Origin of the sequence: Citrobacter sp. KTE151 (genome assembly GCF_000398845.1) — a bacterium.
In the GTDB taxonomy this organism is placed as follows: Bacteria; Pseudomonadota; Gammaproteobacteria; order Enterobacterales; family Enterobacteriaceae; genus Citrobacter; species Citrobacter braakii.
The window spans coordinates 961,630-976,776 of record NZ_KB976063.1 but is presented as its reverse complement, the minus strand read 5'-3'; the positions used below and the strand labels follow the sequence as shown (position 1 = coordinate 976,776).

Below are 15,147 nucleotides of genomic sequence, written 5' to 3'. Positions count from 1 at the left end.
AGCGCATGCGCTGGCCCCGTAGGGGCGAGGCCCAGGGATGGGCCGAGTAGCAGCGCAGCCAGTTGGACAGACTGAGCGCGCAGCGAACAGGCTGCCCGAAGGGCGAGCGAAGCGAGTCAATCCCCCCCTCACCGCCATATTCGAGAAAGAGCTCGTACGCAAGTACGGGCTTTTTTTTCGCATGTGAGCCGTCCTGAATAGCGTTAACCTGTAGGTCTGATAAGCAACGTGCTATCAGGCATCATCCCCCTCCCCGTTGCACATTATCTAAACCACTCTTATGCTGTAACTACCGCTTTCTCAAGCAATCAGGAAAATAACGGCATGTTAAACATAGAAGGAACTTTGCTGGATGAGATCATGTCGCAGGCAGACGAAGCAGGATTTATTCCGTTGAAGGTTTTCTCGCGAAAAATCCTCAAACGTACACCGAATGAAATAAATACGTTTTTCGATCCTGACAGCCGATTCTACGAAGAGTATCAGCGAACGGTTATTTGCAACGTCAGGCATAACGTCACCATTAAAAAAACCTACACCAGCAATGGGATCTTACGAAAAGAAACTACGGAAGGTGGGATTTATAAGGATGACCTACTGACCTTTCTGGCACAAGCGCTAAAGAAAATAGACGAAAATAACCAGCTGTTTGACCAGGCCTGCGCCAACTACTGGAGCAGCAAAAGAAAGTAATCTGCTGATGTCAAATAACAAAGCCCGGTTTCCCGGGCCTTGAAGACGGAGTACTTATCAGTTGTAAGCATTGAGCGTCCGCTGACAGAGTGCCGAACGGACGCAATCGTCTTTATTGAAACGAACAATCCCAACCATATCATCTTCTTCGAAACGAGCCAGCGCATCGCTTAGCCCTGAGCGAACGTGGGCGGGTAGATCGCACTGGGTCACATCCCCGTTCACAATCACCGTCACATTCTCCCCGAGGCGAGTCAAAAACATCTTCATCTGTGCTGCAGTAACATTCTGAGCCTCGTCAAGAATGACCACTGCATTTTCAAATGTGCGTCCACGCATATAGGCGAATGGCGCGATTTCCACCTTACCAATCTCAGGCCGCAGGCAATATTGCATGAAGGAGGCGCCCAGACGTTTCACCAGCACGTCATACACTGGACGAAAATAAGGCGCAAACTTCTCGGAAACATCTCCAGGTAAGAAGCCGAGGTCTTCATCAGCTTGCAGAACTGGACGGGTTACAATGATCCTGTCCACGTCTTTGTGGATCAGGGCCTCTGCTGCTTTTGCCGCGCTGATCCAGGTTTTACCACACCCGGCTTCACCGGTAGCGAAGATCAGCTGTTTACTCTCGATAGCATTCAGGTACTGGGCCTGAGCTTCATTTCGCGCCGTGATTGGCGTGGCGTCGCGACTATCACGCGCCATACCAATCGCTTCTACGCCGCCCATCTGCACAAGCGAGGTGACCGATTCATCTTCACGTTGTTTATGGCTACGCGAATCCCGCCTCAGCACACGTTTTGCTTCACGACGAGCTTTGATCACTGCTTTTTGTCTTCCCATGGATAGCACCTTGAGTTGTAGGTATACATCACACGCGCCGTTGGCGGCACGATTATGCGCACGAACATCTGAGGGTTGGCTTCCTTGTAAGCCATTGCTTGCTTTCGGATAAGACGCCACACACGGCTACGCGCACCGTACAAGGTGTCAGTTACGAAGATAAGAAGTGAAAGGGAGAGAGATTTAGCGGTGACGAGGTGGCTACCGGAAGAGAAACGTCCGCGTAACGTACTGCAGCTACTGTGAAAAATGTGTCCAATACAGGACTTTTCCATCGCGATCTCCATAGTGAACGACTATCACCGCCGGGAACTACCGCTGTTTCTTATAATTACATCATAATCTTTCGTTAATGCAACAATATTTTTACTTGCTGTTAACTTAAATTCTATCTAATCACCAGAGACAGTCTCTTGCAGAGAGATGACAGAATTATTTCAGTCTCGTGCCGATCATAAAAAATAATTTGTTCATTCATACAGATGTCAGGAAAAGCCCCGCTGTACAACGGGGCGTAATCATCAGGCTTCGAGTAGAGACTGTCCCAGATATTGATCTGCGGTTTTGACACCCGGCAAAGCAAAGAAGTAGCCCCCACCAATTGGTTTGACGTACTCTTCCAGCGCTTCACCGTTGAGGCGTTTCTGCACAGTCAAAAAGCCTTTTTCCAAATCGTGTTGATAGCAGACAAACAACAGTCCCATATCCAGTTGACCGGATGGGGTCACACCGAGCGAATAGCTGTAGCCACGGCGCATCATCAGGCTGGAGTCGGTCTCTTTCGTGCGCGGATTCGCCAGGCGGATATGACTGTCAAGCGCAATCACCTCACCTTCGGGATCGCTGGCATAGTCAGGCACATCGTGCTCGTGATGCATACCCAGCGGCGCGCCGGTGTGTTTATCTCGACCAAATATCGTTTGCTGCTCTTTCAGCGGCGTACGATCCCAGAACTCGACGCGAAACTGAATGAGCCTGACGGCCTGATAACTACCACCTTGCGCCCAAACAGGTTCGCCCTGCCCGTCCGTAACCCACACCACGTCTTGCATCAACTTCGTATCCGTCGCGTCCGGATTCGCGGTGCCATCCTTAAAGCCAAGCAAGTTGACCGGGGTCTCTTTGCCTTTGCTGCGCGCGGCATGGTCGGAAATAAACCCTTCACGTTTCCAGCGCACGCTAAGGAGATCGGGCGTATGTTTAATGATATCGCGCAGCGCATGGATAACGGTGTCCTGCGTGTTGGCACAAATCTGCAGCAGCAAATCACCATGGCACAGCGCCGCATCCAGCGAATCATTCGGGAAGCGGGTCATTTTTTGCAGCTTTTTCGGCATCTGCGATTTCAGGCCATAACGTTCATCAAATAGCGAGGCGCCGACTGACAACGTCATCGTCAGGTTATCTGGCGCAATGTATGCGCCGAGGATACCGGAATCCATAGGGGGTAAACGCGGGTTCGGCGTATCCGGCGCCGGCCCGCCCGTGGTCAGAAACGCAAATCGGGTGGTCAGCAAGCGGAACAAGCGTTCCAGATCAGCCTTATCGCTGGCGAGAACATCGAACGCCACCAGCATCATCGATGCCTGCTGTGGCGTCAGGATCCCTGCCTGATGCTGACCATAAAACGGCTGCGCTTCACTACGCGCATCAGGGGACAGCGTTCCCGGCGCGCTTTGTGGTTTTTGCGCGTGGGCAACCGGACATCCCCCCGCCAGCGCCAGCGCCCCACCCAGGGCGCCCATCCCTTTCAGTAAACGTCGGCGTGAAGGTTCGCTCACACCGTTTTCATTATCTTGCTGCATTTTGCTTAATCCAGACCCAGAACACCGCGTAATTGCGACAAGTCTTCCGCCAGCGTCGTGATTGGCCCTTTCAGCGCATTGCGATCGGCGTCGGTCAGTTTGTCATAGGTTTCAAAACCGTCTTTGGTACGGTACTTGCTCAGAATGGTATCGACTTTTTTGAAGTTCGCATCCACCTTCGCCAACAGCTCAGCATTGGATTTTTGTAACTGAGGGCGCAGGAGATCGACGATTTTCTGCGCGCCATCGATATTGGCCTGGAAATCCCACAGATCGGTATGGCTGTAGCGATCCTCTTCTCCGCTGATTTTGCTGGCAGCGACTTCTTCAATCAGTCCTGCGGCCCCGCCAACAACTTTTGACGGTGGGAAGGCCAGCTCGCTAATACGCGTTTGCAGGTCAAGAACATCGCTGTTTAATTGGTCGGCATACTTGTCCATGCCTTTGGTGGTGTTGTCGCCGAACAACGCTTTCTCCAGACGGTGGAAGCCGGTGAATTTAGGATCGGCGGCTTTTTGCTCATAATCATCTTCACGTGCATCGATGCTGCCGTCGAGATCGGAGAACAGTTCAGCAATCGGTTCAATACGCTCATAATGCTGACGGGTTGGCGCATACAGCGATTTCGCTTTTTCCAGATCGCCGGCTTTAATCGCATCGGTGAATGCTTTGGTGCCCGCAACCAGTTGTGCAGTTTCGGCTGTCACATAGGCTTTGTATTCGGTAATTGCGCCACTTAGGCTCAGCAGAGCATCGCCCTGCGCGGCATCCGCCGTTGCGCTACCTTTTACAATTAGTTTACCTTTCGGGTTGGTCAACAGACCGCAGGTCATATCATATTCACCAGGCTGCAGGTTAGCTGTCATTTTCTGGCTAAAGCCCGGCGCAATGTTTTCACGTTCTTCAACCACCATAACCCCTTTAAGGATCTCCCACTCCAGCGCTTTCTGGCTGTGGTTCTGGATGATGAACTGCGTTTTCCCAGCGTTAACCGTGATCGTCATCGGCTCACACTGTTTGTCGTTAACCGTGACTTTCACCTGCGGGATATCGGCGGCTTGTGCAGAAAAAGCGGAGGCAAACAGCGCGGCAATACCCAACTGCAGCGCACTACGGCGAAAATTAAACGTCATAACCTATCCCTATAAATAAGTATGTTGTAACTAAGGAGTATTCTGCATCGCGTTTTTATCAGGGTGCGGTACGCGATGCCGTAGTGCCTGAACGCGGCGGCAGTGCAAACATAATCAATGCCGGAATCAGGTAGATAAACCAAATGGCGACTTCACTGACGCTCGGCGCTTCCTGATAGCCGAAAATACCTTCCATCAATGTGCCAAACAGCGAATGCGTTGAAAGCACGCTGCTCATGTCAAACGCCACATCCTGAAAATGATTCCATAACCCGGCTTCGTGGAACGCGCGGATGGCCCCAGCGGCAAGACCCGCGGCCACCAGCAAAATGAACAGGCTGGTCCATTTGAAGAATGCCCCGAGGTTGAGGCGAATGCCGCCGAGGTAAATCAGGTAACCCAGTACCACCGCGGTGGCCAGCCCCAGCATCGCACCTAACGGCGGCCACATGCCTACATCCTGCTGGAATGCCGCCAGCAGGAAGAACACCGATTCCAGCCCTTCACGGGCAACGGCAAAAAAGACCATCATTACCAGCGCCCAGCCGTGATGATTGCCGCGTTGCAACGCGTTATCGACAGCCTGTTCAAGCTGGACTTTGACGTTGCGCGAAACTTTACGCATCCAGAACACCATCTAGGTGAGGATCACCACGGCAATGACCGCCACGATGCCTTCAAACAGCTCCTGTTCCTTTTGCGGAAATTCACCGGTGGTTTCATTGATGAAAACGCCTAACGCCAGACATAACGCCGCCGCCAGCAGAACACCAATCCACATCACACCAATCCATCGACCACGCTGAGTCCGTTTCAGGTAGCTGGCAATCAGGCTGACTATCAGCGCGGCCTCTAACCCTTCGCGCAACATAATAAGAAATGGAACAAACATGCGAAGAACCCTTAAACGTTATTCTCAGTCAATTGATGAAAAGAAAAGTAAATTACAGTGATAGTGATTATCATTACCGCAAAGAAAAACTCAAGCAGAATGTTTTGAGAATGATGACTTAATGTAAACAGTTAGGCGGGTAACGATTAGGGCGGTTTTGCAGCGGGGACAAATAAAAAAGCCCGCACGCGGCGGGCTTAAGGAGCGAGGCGGATTACTCTGCCTGTAAACGTGATGGCGGAGCTGTGTGATAATGCGCATCAGCCTCGGCAAAACGTTGCTGCATAGCGGCTGAAGGCGCTTTACCCAACAGGCTGAAGACCACAATACCGATGCTGCCGAAAATAAAGCCCGGGATGATTTCATACAGACCCAACCAGGCAAACTGCTTCCAGACGATTACCGTCACCGCACCGATGAGCATCCCGGCCAGCGCGCCGTTACGCGTCATACGCGACCACATTACGGAGAACAGAACCACCGGACCAAACGCCGCGCCAAAGCCGGCCCAGGCGTAGCTTACCAGACCAAGCACACGGTTCTCCGGGTTCGCCGCCAGCGCGATAGACACCAGCGCTACAACCAGCACCATGATGCGACCAATCCATACCAGCTCTTTCTGGCTGGCATTTTTACGCAGGAACGCTTTATACAAGTCTTCGGTGATTGCGCTGGAGCACACCAGCAGCTGGCAGCTCAGAGTCGACATCACCGCAGCGAGGATCGCAGACAGCAGAATACCGGCAATCCACGGGTTGAACAGGATTTGCGCCAGTTCAATAAACACGCGTTCGGCGTTCTGGTTAACGGCACCGGCAAGCTGTGGGTTGTTGTTAAAGTAAGCGATACCAAAGAAGCCAACGGCAACTGCACCTGCCAGACACAGGATCATCCAGGTCATACTGATGCGGCGGGCATGAACAATGCTATGGTGAGAATCAGCCGCCATAAAGCGCGCCAGAATATGCGGCTGACCGAAGTAGCCCAGACCCCAGCCCATCAGGGAAATAATGGCAACAAAATTCAGCCCTTTGAACATGTCCACGTTCTCAATGCTCTTTTGTTTAATCACTTCCAGCGAATCGTCAAACCCACCCACGCCAATGACTACCATTACCGGCGTCAGGATCAGGGCGAAGATCATCAGGCTGGCCTGGACGGTATCGGTCCAGCTTACCGCGAGGAAACCACCGATAAAGGTATAAATAATCGTCGCGGCCGCCCCTGCCCACAGCGCTGTTTCGTAACTCATGCCAAAGGTGCTTTCAAACAGACGCGCCCCTGCCACAATACCGGAAGCACAGTAGATGGTGAAAAACAGCAGAATAACCAGCGCGGAGATAATACGCAGAATTCGGCTTTTATCTTCAAAGCGACCGGTAAAGTAATCCGGTAACGTCAGCGCATTGTTATTGTATTCGGTATGCACGCGTAAACGTCCGGCCACCAGTTTCCAGTTGATCCACGCACCCAAAATAAGGCCAATAGCGATCCAGCTTTCTGAAATCCCCGACAGGAAAATCGCGCCAGGCAGCCCCATCAGCAACCAGCCGCTCATGTCAGATGCCCCGGCGGATAACGCGGTCACGAATGGACCCAGACTGCGTCCACCCAGAATGTAATCGTCAAAGTTTTTGGTTGAACGCCATGCAATAAACCCTATCAATATCATGCCGAAAATATAGACACAGAATGTCACTAACATCGGTGTGCTAATAGCCATCAAAACTCTCCAAAATTATGTATCAGCAATGCCGTGGCTTGCCGTTTTATTACCCTGCCGGAACGTGGCAAAGATATCTATGTTTACCAGGGCGACCGTATCCTGCCGGAAGCGATGGTCATTCACAATCGATTTAACACACCATTTACATCAAATTTGTTCCAGAGTAGATAGCATTTTTCTGTAGGTTGCACTCTCTCACACTTTTTTCGGTTGCACCTTTTAAAAGTGTTAACTACCGCAGAGAAAAAGATTCGGCAACTTTTATAGCCCCCGTCAAAACACTCACGTTTATTAACATTTCATTCATTTCCAAGCTTGCAAACCAAGTCACATTTAACACGGTTGCACAAAGTTGCAACATAGTGGATATTTCTCGGTAACTATCAGACCCGTATTTCAGTACAACAGGAGTAAACGGCATGGGAACCACCACGATGGGGGTTAAGCTGGATGACGCCACTCGCGAGCGTATTAAAACAGCAGCATCACGAATCGATCGCACGCCACATTGGCTGATCAAACAAGCCATTTTTAATTATCTCGAAAGACTGGAAAATGACGACGCGCTTCCTGAACTACCGGCCCTGCTGGCGGGTGCTGCGAATGAGGGCGATGAGTCGACCACGTTGCAAAATGAAGCACATCAGCCTTTCCTGGAATTTGCTGAACAGATCCTGCCGCAGTCTGTTTCTCGCGCGGCAATCACCGCTGCTTACCGCCGCGCCGAAACTGACGCCGTACCGATGCTGATGGAGCAGGCTCGTCTACCGCAGCCTATCGCCGAGCAGGCGCATAAGCTGGCATACGATCTGGCAGACAAACTGCGTAACCAGAAGACCGCCAGCGGCCGCGCCGGGATGGTACAAGGTTTATTGCAGGAATTCTCCCTTTCTTCACAGGAAGGCGTCGCGCTGATGTGTCTGGCCGAAGCCTTACTGCGTATTCCAGATAAAGCGACCCGCGATGCGTTAATCCGCGACAAGATCAGCAACGGTAACTGGCAGTCGCACATTGGCCGCAGCCCGTCTCTGTTCGTCAACGCGGCGACCTGGGGGCTGTTGTTTACCGGTCGTCTGGTTTCTACGCATAACGAAGCCAGCCTCTCACGCTCACTCAACCGTATTATCGGCAAGAGCGGTGAGCCGCTGGTGCGTAAAGGCGTCGACATGGCCATGCGCTTGATGGGCGAGCAGTTTGTCACCGGGGAGACCATCGCTGAAGCGCTGGCTAACGCACGTAAACTGGAAGAAAAAGGCTTCCGTTACTCCTATGACATGCTGGGCGAAGCGGCCCTGACCGCCGCCGATGCACAGGCTTATATGGTTTCGTACCAGCAGGCGATCCACGCCATTGGTAAGGCCTCTAACGGGCGCGGTATCTATGAAGGGCCAGGCATTTCTATCAAGCTGTCGGCACTGCATCCGCGTTACAGCCGTGCGCAGTATGATCGCGTAATGGATGAACTCTATCCTCGTCTGAAATCGCTTACTCTGCTGGCACGTCAGTACGACATCGGCATTAATATCGACGCCGAAGAGGCTGACCGACTGGAGATCTCCCTCGATCTGCTGGAAAAACTGTGCTTTGAACCCGAACTGGCAGGCTGGAACGGGATCGGTTTTGTTATCCAGGCCTACCAAAAGCGCTGCCCGTATGTTATCGACTATCTGATTGACCTCGCCACGCGCAGCCGCCGCCGCCTGATGATCCGTCTGGTTAAGGGCGCCTACTGGGATAGCGAAATTAAACGTGCCCAGATGGACGGTCTGGAAGGTTATCCGGTCTACACCCGTAAGGTGTACACCGACGTTTCTTACCTGGCCTGTGCGAAAAAGCTGCTTGCCGTACCGAATCTGATCTACCCGCAGTTCGCCACCCACAACGCCCATACGCTGGCGGCGATTTATCAGTTAGCCGGTCAAAACTACTATCCAGGCCAGTACGAGTTTCAGTGCCTGCACGGCATGGGCGAACCGCTGTATGAGCAGGTCACCGGCAAAGTTGCGGATGGCAAACTGAACCGTCCATGCCGCATTTATGCACCGGTCGGCACGCACGAAACGCTGCTGGCGTACCTGGTGCGTCGTCTGCTGGAAAACGGCGCCAACACCTCGTTCGTCAACCGCATTGCCGACACGACACTGCCGCTGGATGAACTGGTTGCCGATCCGGTCGAGGCTGTTGAAAAACTGGCGCAGCAAGAAGGTCAGGCCGGTCTGCCGCATCCGAAGATTGCCCTGCCGCGTGACCTGTACGGTAAAGGCCGCGAAAACTCAGGCGGGCTGGATTTAGCTAACGAACATCGTCTGGCCTCGCTGTCCTCTGCCCTGCTCAACAGCGCGCTACAAAAATGGCACGCTAAACCCATTCTGGAGCACCCGGTTGCTGACGGCGAAATGACGCCAGTCGTTAACCCGGCCGAGCCGAAAGACATTGTCGGTTACGTGCGTGAGGCGACTCACGCTGAAGTGGAACAGGCGTTACAGAACGCAGCGAATAACGCGCCAATCTGGTTCGCCACACCGCCACAAGAGCGCGCCGCCATTTTGCATCGTGCCGCCGTTCTGATGGAAGGTCAGATGCAGCAGTTGATTGGCATCCTGGTACGCGAAGCGGGTAAAACCTTCAGCAACGCCATTGCGGAAGTGCGCGAAGCGGTAGACTTCCTGCATTATTATGCCGGTCAGGTTCGCGATGATTTCGATAATGAAACCCATCGACCGTTAGGACCCGTGGTTTGTATCAGCCCATGGAACTTCCCGCTGGCCATTTTCACCGGGCAGATTGCCGCCGCGCTGGCGGCGGGTAACAGCGTGCTGGCGAAACCGGCGGAACAAACCCCGTTAATTGCCGCCCAGGGCATCGCTATTTTGCTCGAAGCGGGTGTACCGCCGGGCGTGGTGCAACTGTTGCCTGGTCAGGGTGAAACCGTCGGGGCGCAGCTCACTTCCGATGAGCGCGTACGCGGCGTCATGTTTACCGGCTCAACGGAAGTCGCCACGCTGTTGCAACGCAATATCGCCACCCGCCTTGATGCTCAGGGACGTCCAATCCCGCTTATCGCCGAAACCGGTGGGATGAACGCAATGATTGTCGACTCCTCCGCGTTGACGGAACAGGTCGTGGTCGACGTTCTGGCTTCAGCGTTTGACAGCGCCGGACAGCGCTGCTCCGCGCTGCGCGTCCTGTGTCTGCAGGATGATGTAGCCGACCATACGCTGAAAATGCTGCGCGGCGCGATGGCGGAATGTCGCATGGGTAATCCAGGTCGCCTGACCACCGATATTGGGCCGGTAATTGATGAAGAAGCCAAAACCAATATTGAACGCCATATTCAGGCCATGCGCGCCAAAGGACGTCCGGTGTTTCAGGCCGTGCGCGAAAACAGCGACGATGCGCGTGAATGGCAAACCGGTACCTTTATTGCTCCGACGCTGATCGAGCTGGAAAGCTTCGACGAATTACAAAAAGAAGTGTTTGGTCCGGTACTGCACGTCGTGCGCTACACCCGTAACAATCTGGGCAACCTGATTGAGCAAATTAATGCCTCCGGCTACGGCCTGACGCTGGGCGTACACACCCGTATCGATGAAACCATCGCCCAGGTCACAGGATCGGCACACGTGGGGAACCTGTACGTTAACCGCAATATGGTCGGCGCCGTCGTCGGCGTGCAGCCATTCGGTGGCGAAGGCTTGTCTGGTACCGGGCCAAAAGCAGGTGGACCGCTGTATCTGTATCGCCTGCTGGCTAACCGCCCAGAAAATGCGTTAGGCATTACGCTGGCCCGTCAGGATGCAGACTACCCGGTCGATGCGCAGCTTAAAGCTGCACTCGTTCAGCCGCTGGAAGCGCTCAGCGAATGGGCAACCGATCGACCCTCGCTGCAGGCGCTCTGCCAGCAGTTTGGCGAACTGGCGCAGGCCGGTACTCAGCGTCTGCTGCCAGGACCCACTGGCGAGCGCAATACCTGGACGCTGTTGCCGCGTGAACGCGTACTGTGTATCGCCGATGATGAACAGGACGCGCTGGTACAGGTTGCCGCCGTGGCTTCCGTTGGTAGCTTAATCCTGTGGCCAGATGATGCGTTCCATCGTGAGCTGGCAAAACGTCTGCCAGCCGCCGTCTCCGGGCGCATTCAGTTTGCCAAAGCGGACAACATCACTACGCAGCCGTTTGATGCCGTTATTTTCCACGGCGATTCCGACCAACTGCGTTCACTGTGCGAAGCGGTAGCTGCCCGCGAAGGGGCGATTGTATCAGTCCAGGGCTTTGCCCGTGGCGAAAGCAATATTCTGCTGGAGAGGCTGTACATTGAACGCTCCTTGAGCGTCAATACCGCCGCTGCCGGGGGGAACGCCAGCCTGATGACAATCGGCTAAGGTTGTGGTTAATTAAGGCTCCGGTTAGGGGGCCTTTTTTTATGGATCCAGAGGGAAGCATGAAACGAATCGTACTGACATGTGCAGCGCTGCTGTTGAGCGGCCAGGCGCTGGCGGATGACTGCGCCAACGCGAACACTCAGATTGAGATGAACACCTGTGCGGCAGAGCAGTTTAAGGCGGCCGACACCAAACTTAATGACACTTATCAGAATGCGCTTAAGCGCGCCGCCCCAACCCAGCGCGATTTACTGAAAAAAGCGCAAATCTCATGGATAACCCTGCGCGATGCGGACTGCGCGTTAATCAGTTCCGGCACCGAAGGCGGTAGCGTCCAGGCGATGATTTCCAGCCAGTGTCTGACGGATAAAACCAACGAGCGTGAAGCGTTTCTCGCCTCACTCTTACAGTGCGAAGAGGGCGATTTAAGCTGTCCGTTACCGCCTGCCAGTTAACGCACGCGGATCCCTTCAATAATCATCCGCTGCACGCTCTCCACCGTTTGGTTAAAAAAGGCTTCATCACGCAGCGTTGCGCCCGTTACCGCCTCTACCTGTGGGGCAAAGTCGGCGTAGTGCTGGGTTGAAGCCCAAATCATAAAAATCAGATGATGCGGATCGACCGGAGCCAGTTTCCCACTTTTGATCCAACCGGCAATCAGCGCCGATTTCTCATCAATTAGCGTTTTGAGATCGCCCGTTAATTCAGCCATCAATAAAGGCGCACCTGCCAGCATCTCCATACAAAACAGCCGTGAAGCCTGAGGGTAATCGCGCGACACTTCCAGCTTAAGGCGAATGTATTCTTTAATGGCCACCAGCGGCGCAAAGTCTTCGCGAAAAGCCTTCAACGGAGCCAGCCAGACGTCGAGGATTTGCCGCAAAACGGCAATATAGAGCACCTCTTTTGACGGGTAGTAATAAAGCAGATTCGTTTTTGACACACCCGCCTGCTCAGCGACCTGTTCGAGACGCGTGCCGTGGATCCCATATTGGGAGAAGATATTTAATGCCGCGGTTAATATGGCCTGGCGTTTTGCACTGACGGCCTGCGAGCGCTTACCTGTTTTTTTCTCTGCGCGTTGGACCATGCGCCCTCTCCTTCTTGTGAGGGCGTCAGCATACCAAATCACGCGGTGAATGGTTAAATTAAAGCGACTCCGGCGGTGCCTCTTGCACTCCCCCTTTTTTCTTTTTGAACTTCAGTTCGCTGACCAGCACGCCAACAATAATGAATGCTGCGCCGAGCAAAGCCAGTAGCGGTAAGCGTTCCCCCGCCAGGCGACCAAAGATCCCCGCCCACACCGGCTCACCGGTATAAATGACCGTCGCGCGCGTCGGCGAAACGCTGCGCTGTGCCCAGTTCATAGTGACCTGAATAATCGCACTGAAAATCCCCAATCCCAGCGCCACCACCAGCAATCCCGTAGACATCGGTGGTACGGTCTCTCCGGCCGGTCCCATCGCAATAAATGCCACTATCGAAGCGGTTGCCAGTTGTACCACCGTTACCCGCCGCACATCCACTTTTCCCGCCCACGCGCTAATCAGGATAATTTCTGCCGCAATCGCCACCGCGCCGGCGAGTGTGATCCACTCTCCTTCACCTAAAGCCAGCAAATTGCCTCCCTGTCCGGCGAGAAAAATCAACCCGATAAAGGCCAGCACAATGCCGACACACGGCATCAGGCCGGGCATACGCCCCAGACACAGCCATTGTAAAAGCGGGACCAACGGCACATACATCGCGGTAATAAACGCCGATTTACTGCTGGGAATAAACTGTAGTCCCCAGGTTTGCAGACTATAGCCCAACGCAATTGCGATACCGATCGCAACGCCTGCCTTGACTTCCAGCCACGTCAGTTTATGCAATGTGCGTAGTGACAAAAGCGCGACCGCCAGCGCAGCGGTGGCAAAACGCACGCCGACAAAGAAAAAAGGTCCGCTCAGGGTAACGGCATATTGCACTGCCAAAAACGTGCCACCCCAGAACATAGTGATCACAATGAGGATCGCTTCCTGAGGTTTAACAGAGAAGGAATAACGAGAAAGTAATGACATGAGACACCCGATTAACTGAATGTCGTTAGTCTGCGTTGCGTTTTGTTACAGTTCAACCTTGCAGACAAAAAAAACCGCCGGAAGAAACCGGCGGCGGTGGGTGGCTACGTAACGTCTGACTCTGATCCTCAGCCGTCACGGCATATCTGACAGCTAGCCCGGCAATTACGATTTGTTGTTGCCGTGGCTATTTTTGCCCCCTTTTTTGCCTGCCTCTGAAGCGCGTTGCGGGTCATTCTTAAAGTTGCCCCCGCTGTGCTGGCCACCTTTTCGACCTGCTTCTGATGCTCTTTCGCGATCTTCCGCAAAGTTGCCGGAACCGCCTCGATGGTTTGCCATTACTGACCTCCGTCATTGATTAGACATCATATTGCATAGGTACTGAGGAGTGATACCTCACGCAGCGTTACGGGCGATACCCTGAAAATAACTGCGTGGGATTAAGCATAGTGAAGCGTGGCCTGAGCAGCCGCTAACTGTAATATCCTGCAACAGGATTGGCGGTGATAGAGAAATAATCACAGCGAGAAATCAATAAGTCTTTCTTATGACTACCAAATTCCACCCGGTTAAATATGTATCATTTTGCAACAAGAGAAGTTGTTATAAAAATTGTTATAAATCAAAGAAGTGATTGTGAAATTTGCACTCCTGACAGTACGTCATATCTTTAAAGGTAGGTAGCGAGTCGCTACGGACACGGTTAACTCGAGGAGTAGTGTAAAATGGCAAAAGTTCTGGTGCTTTATTATTCCATGTACGGACACATTGAAACTATGGCCCATGCAGTCGCAGAAGGCGCAAATAAGGTAGATGGCGCGGAAGTGATTATTAAGCGCGTACCAGAGACCATGCAGCCGGAGATTTTCCTCAAAGCTGGCGGCAAAACACAAAACGCACCAGTCGCAACCCCGCAAGAACTGGCAGATTACGATGCCATTATTTTTGGTACCCCCACACGCTTTGGCAATATGTCCGGTCAGATGCGCACCTTCCTCGACCAGACTGGCGGGCTGTGGGCTTCAGGCGGCCTGTACGGCAAACTCGCCAGCGTATTCAGCTCGACAGGAACCGGCGGCGGTCAGGAACAAACCATTACATCAACCTGGACTACGCTTGCTCACCATGGGATGGTGATTGTGCCTATCGGTTACGCGGCGCAAGAGCTGTTTGATGTTTCTCAAGTTCGCGGCGGTACCCCTTACGGCGCAACCACCATCGCCGGAGGCGACGGCTCTCGCCAGCCAAGTCAGGAAGAATTATCTATCGCCCGCTATCAGGGTGAATATGTCGCAGGTCTGGCAGTAAAACTCAACGGCTAATCTTCAACAGGAGGATTCGAATGCCAACTCAAGAAGCGAAAGCCCATCGCGTCGGCGAATGGGCAAGTCTGCGCAATACATCGCCGGAAATAGCCGAAGCCATTTTTGAAGTCGCGCATTATGACGAGAAACTGGCGGAAAAAATTTGGGAAGAAGGTAGCGACGAGGTGCTCATCAAAGCCTTTAAGAAAACAGACAAAGATTCGCTCTTTTGGGGTGAACAGACTATCGAACGCAAAAACGTCTAGCGCTCAGACTCCCCCGCGAACACGGGGGAGTTTTTCT

Annotated in this window: 13 protein-coding genes and 1 pseudogene; 5 read left to right on the top strand and 9 right to left on the bottom strand. The window is 53.2% G+C overall.

All coding sequences use genetic code 11. The features are described from left to right. Window positions 1-324: 324 nt before the first annotated feature. Entirely contained in the window at window positions 325-693 is a 369-nt protein-coding gene (locus tag WC7_RS16755; protein ID WP_016152593.1) for a hypothetical protein, read from the top strand. A 57-nt stretch (window positions 694-750) separates the two neighbouring features. On the opposite strand, the gene phoH is transcribed toward WC7_RS16755, so the two are convergent. From phoH to putP, 6 genes and pseudogenes are all read right to left on the bottom strand, one after another. Beyond that, entirely contained in the window at window positions 751-1,539 is a 789-nt protein-coding gene (gene phoH, locus WC7_RS16760) for a phosphate starvation-inducible protein PhoH (protein ID WP_016152592.1), read from the bottom strand. Beyond that, complete coding sequence (locus WC7_RS26930) at window positions 1,518-1,814, bottom strand: hypothetical protein (RefSeq protein WP_016152591.1); 297 nt, start codon at window positions 1,812-1,814, stop codon at window positions 1,518-1,520. Before WC7_RS26930 ends, phoH begins: the two co-directional genes overlap by 22 nt. A 246-nt stretch (window positions 1,815-2,060) precedes the next feature. Beyond that, entirely contained in the window at window positions 2,061-3,344 is a 1,284-nt protein-coding gene (gene efeB, locus WC7_RS16765) for an iron uptake transporter deferrochelatase/peroxidase subunit (protein WP_016152590.1), read from the bottom strand. A gap of 5 nt (window positions 3,345-3,349) precedes the next feature. Next, a complete protein-coding gene (gene efeO / locus WC7_RS16770; RefSeq protein ID WP_016152589.1) occupies window positions 3,350-4,477 on the bottom strand; it encodes an iron uptake system protein EfeO in 1,128 nt (375 codons plus the stop codon). Between the two features lie 58 nt (window positions 4,478-4,535). Next, window positions 4,536-5,369 (bottom strand): annotated as a pseudogene (efeU, locus tag WC7_RS0124420) (iron uptake transporter permease EfeU). A 214-nt stretch (window positions 5,370-5,583) separates the two neighbouring features. After that, the gene (putP, locus tag WC7_RS16775; RefSeq protein ID WP_016152586.1) at window positions 5,584-7,092 is read right to left on the bottom strand and encodes a sodium/proline symporter PutP; all 1,509 of its coding nucleotides are present in this window, start codon (window positions 7,090-7,092) and stop codon (window positions 5,584-5,586) included. Window positions 7,093-7,514: 422 nt separating this feature from the next. Between putP and putA the strand changes: the two genes are divergently transcribed. Continuing rightward, window positions 7,515-11,477: a trifunctional transcriptional regulator/proline dehydrogenase/L-glutamate gamma-semialdehyde dehydrogenase gene (gene putA / locus WC7_RS16780; RefSeq protein ID WP_016152585.1), complete on the top strand. Its 3,963-nt coding sequence runs from the start codon at window positions 7,515-7,517 to the stop codon at window positions 11,475-11,477. A 59-nt stretch (window positions 11,478-11,536) separates the two neighbouring features. Next, the gene (locus WC7_RS16785; protein WP_016152584.1) at window positions 11,537-11,932 is read left to right on the top strand and encodes a lysozyme inhibitor LprI family protein; all 396 of its coding nucleotides are present in this window, start codon (window positions 11,537-11,539) and stop codon (window positions 11,930-11,932) included. Here WC7_RS16785 and rutR read toward each other — a convergent pair. The 3 genes from rutR to WC7_RS16800 form a co-directional block, all read right to left on the bottom strand. Further along, on the bottom strand, window positions 11,929-12,567 hold the full coding sequence (gene rutR / locus WC7_RS16790; RefSeq protein WP_016152583.1) for an HTH-type transcriptional regulator RutR: 639 nt from the start codon (window positions 12,565-12,567) through the stop codon (window positions 11,929-11,931). The two genes, WC7_RS16785 and rutR, sit on opposite strands and share 4 nt — an antisense overlap. Window positions 12,568-12,625: 58 nt before the next feature. Further along, entirely contained in the window at window positions 12,626-13,540 is a 915-nt protein-coding gene (locus WC7_RS16795; protein WP_016152582.1) for a DMT family transporter, read from the bottom strand. Window positions 13,541-13,705: 165 nt separating this feature from the next. Further along, window positions 13,706-13,879 (bottom strand): con-10 family general stress protein, encoded by a 174-nt coding sequence (locus WC7_RS16800; protein WP_003036022.1) that lies wholly within the window; start codon window positions 13,877-13,879, stop codon window positions 13,706-13,708. 386 nt (window positions 13,880-14,265) lie between these two features. Here WC7_RS16800 and wrbA point away from each other — a divergent pair, with 386 nt between their 5' ends. Both wrbA and WC7_RS16810 read left to right on the top strand, forming a co-directional pair. Next, window positions 14,266-14,862, top strand: coding sequence for an NAD(P)H:quinone oxidoreductase (gene wrbA / locus WC7_RS16805; protein WP_003832057.1), 597 nt, complete (start codon window positions 14,266-14,268; stop codon window positions 14,860-14,862). Window positions 14,863-14,882: 20 nt separating this feature from the next. Beyond that, window positions 14,883-15,110, top strand: a complete 228-nt coding sequence (locus WC7_RS16810) for a YccJ family protein (protein WP_016152581.1) — start codon at window positions 14,883-14,885, stop codon at window positions 15,108-15,110. Window positions 15,111-15,147: the final 37 nt, after the last annotated feature.

Excerpts from the sequence above, each read along its gene's own strand:
- WC7_RS16755 (WP_016152593.1), top strand. The coding sequence starts at position 325 with ATGTTAAACATAGAAGGAACTTTGCTGGATGAGATCATGTCGCAGGCA.
- phoH (WP_016152592.1), bottom strand. The coding sequence starts at position 1,539 with ATGGGAAGACAAAAAGCAGTGATCAAAGCTCGTCGTGAAGCAAAACGT.
- WC7_RS26930 (WP_016152591.1), bottom strand. The coding sequence starts at position 1,814 with ATGGAAAAGTCCTGTATTGGACACATTTTTCACAGTAGCTGCAGTACG.
- efeB (WP_016152590.1), bottom strand. The coding sequence starts at position 3,344 with ATGCAGCAAGATAATGAAAACGGTGTGAGCGAACCTTCACGCCGACGT.
- efeO (WP_016152589.1), bottom strand. The coding sequence starts at position 4,477 with ATGACGTTTAATTTTCGCCGTAGTGCGCTGCAGTTGGGTATTGCCGCG.
- putP (WP_016152586.1), bottom strand. The coding sequence starts at position 7,092 with ATGGCTATTAGCACACCGATGTTAGTGACATTCTGTGTCTATATTTTC.
- putA (WP_016152585.1), top strand. The coding sequence starts at position 7,515 with ATGGGAACCACCACGATGGGGGTTAAGCTGGATGACGCCACTCGCGAG.
- WC7_RS16785 (WP_016152584.1), top strand. The coding sequence starts at position 11,537 with ATGAAACGAATCGTACTGACATGTGCAGCGCTGCTGTTGAGCGGCCAG.
- rutR (WP_016152583.1), bottom strand. The coding sequence starts at position 12,567 with ATGGTCCAACGCGCAGAGAAAAAAACAGGTAAGCGCTCGCAGGCCGTC.
- WC7_RS16795 (WP_016152582.1), bottom strand. The coding sequence starts at position 13,540 with ATGTCATTACTTTCTCGTTATTCCTTCTCTGTTAAACCTCAGGAAGCG.
- WC7_RS16800 (WP_003036022.1), bottom strand. The coding sequence starts at position 13,879 with ATGGCAAACCATCGAGGCGGTTCCGGCAACTTTGCGGAAGATCGCGAA.
- wrbA (WP_003832057.1), top strand. The coding sequence starts at position 14,266 with ATGGCAAAAGTTCTGGTGCTTTATTATTCCATGTACGGACACATTGAA.
- WC7_RS16810 (WP_016152581.1), top strand. The coding sequence starts at position 14,883 with ATGCCAACTCAAGAAGCGAAAGCCCATCGCGTCGGCGAATGGGCAAGT.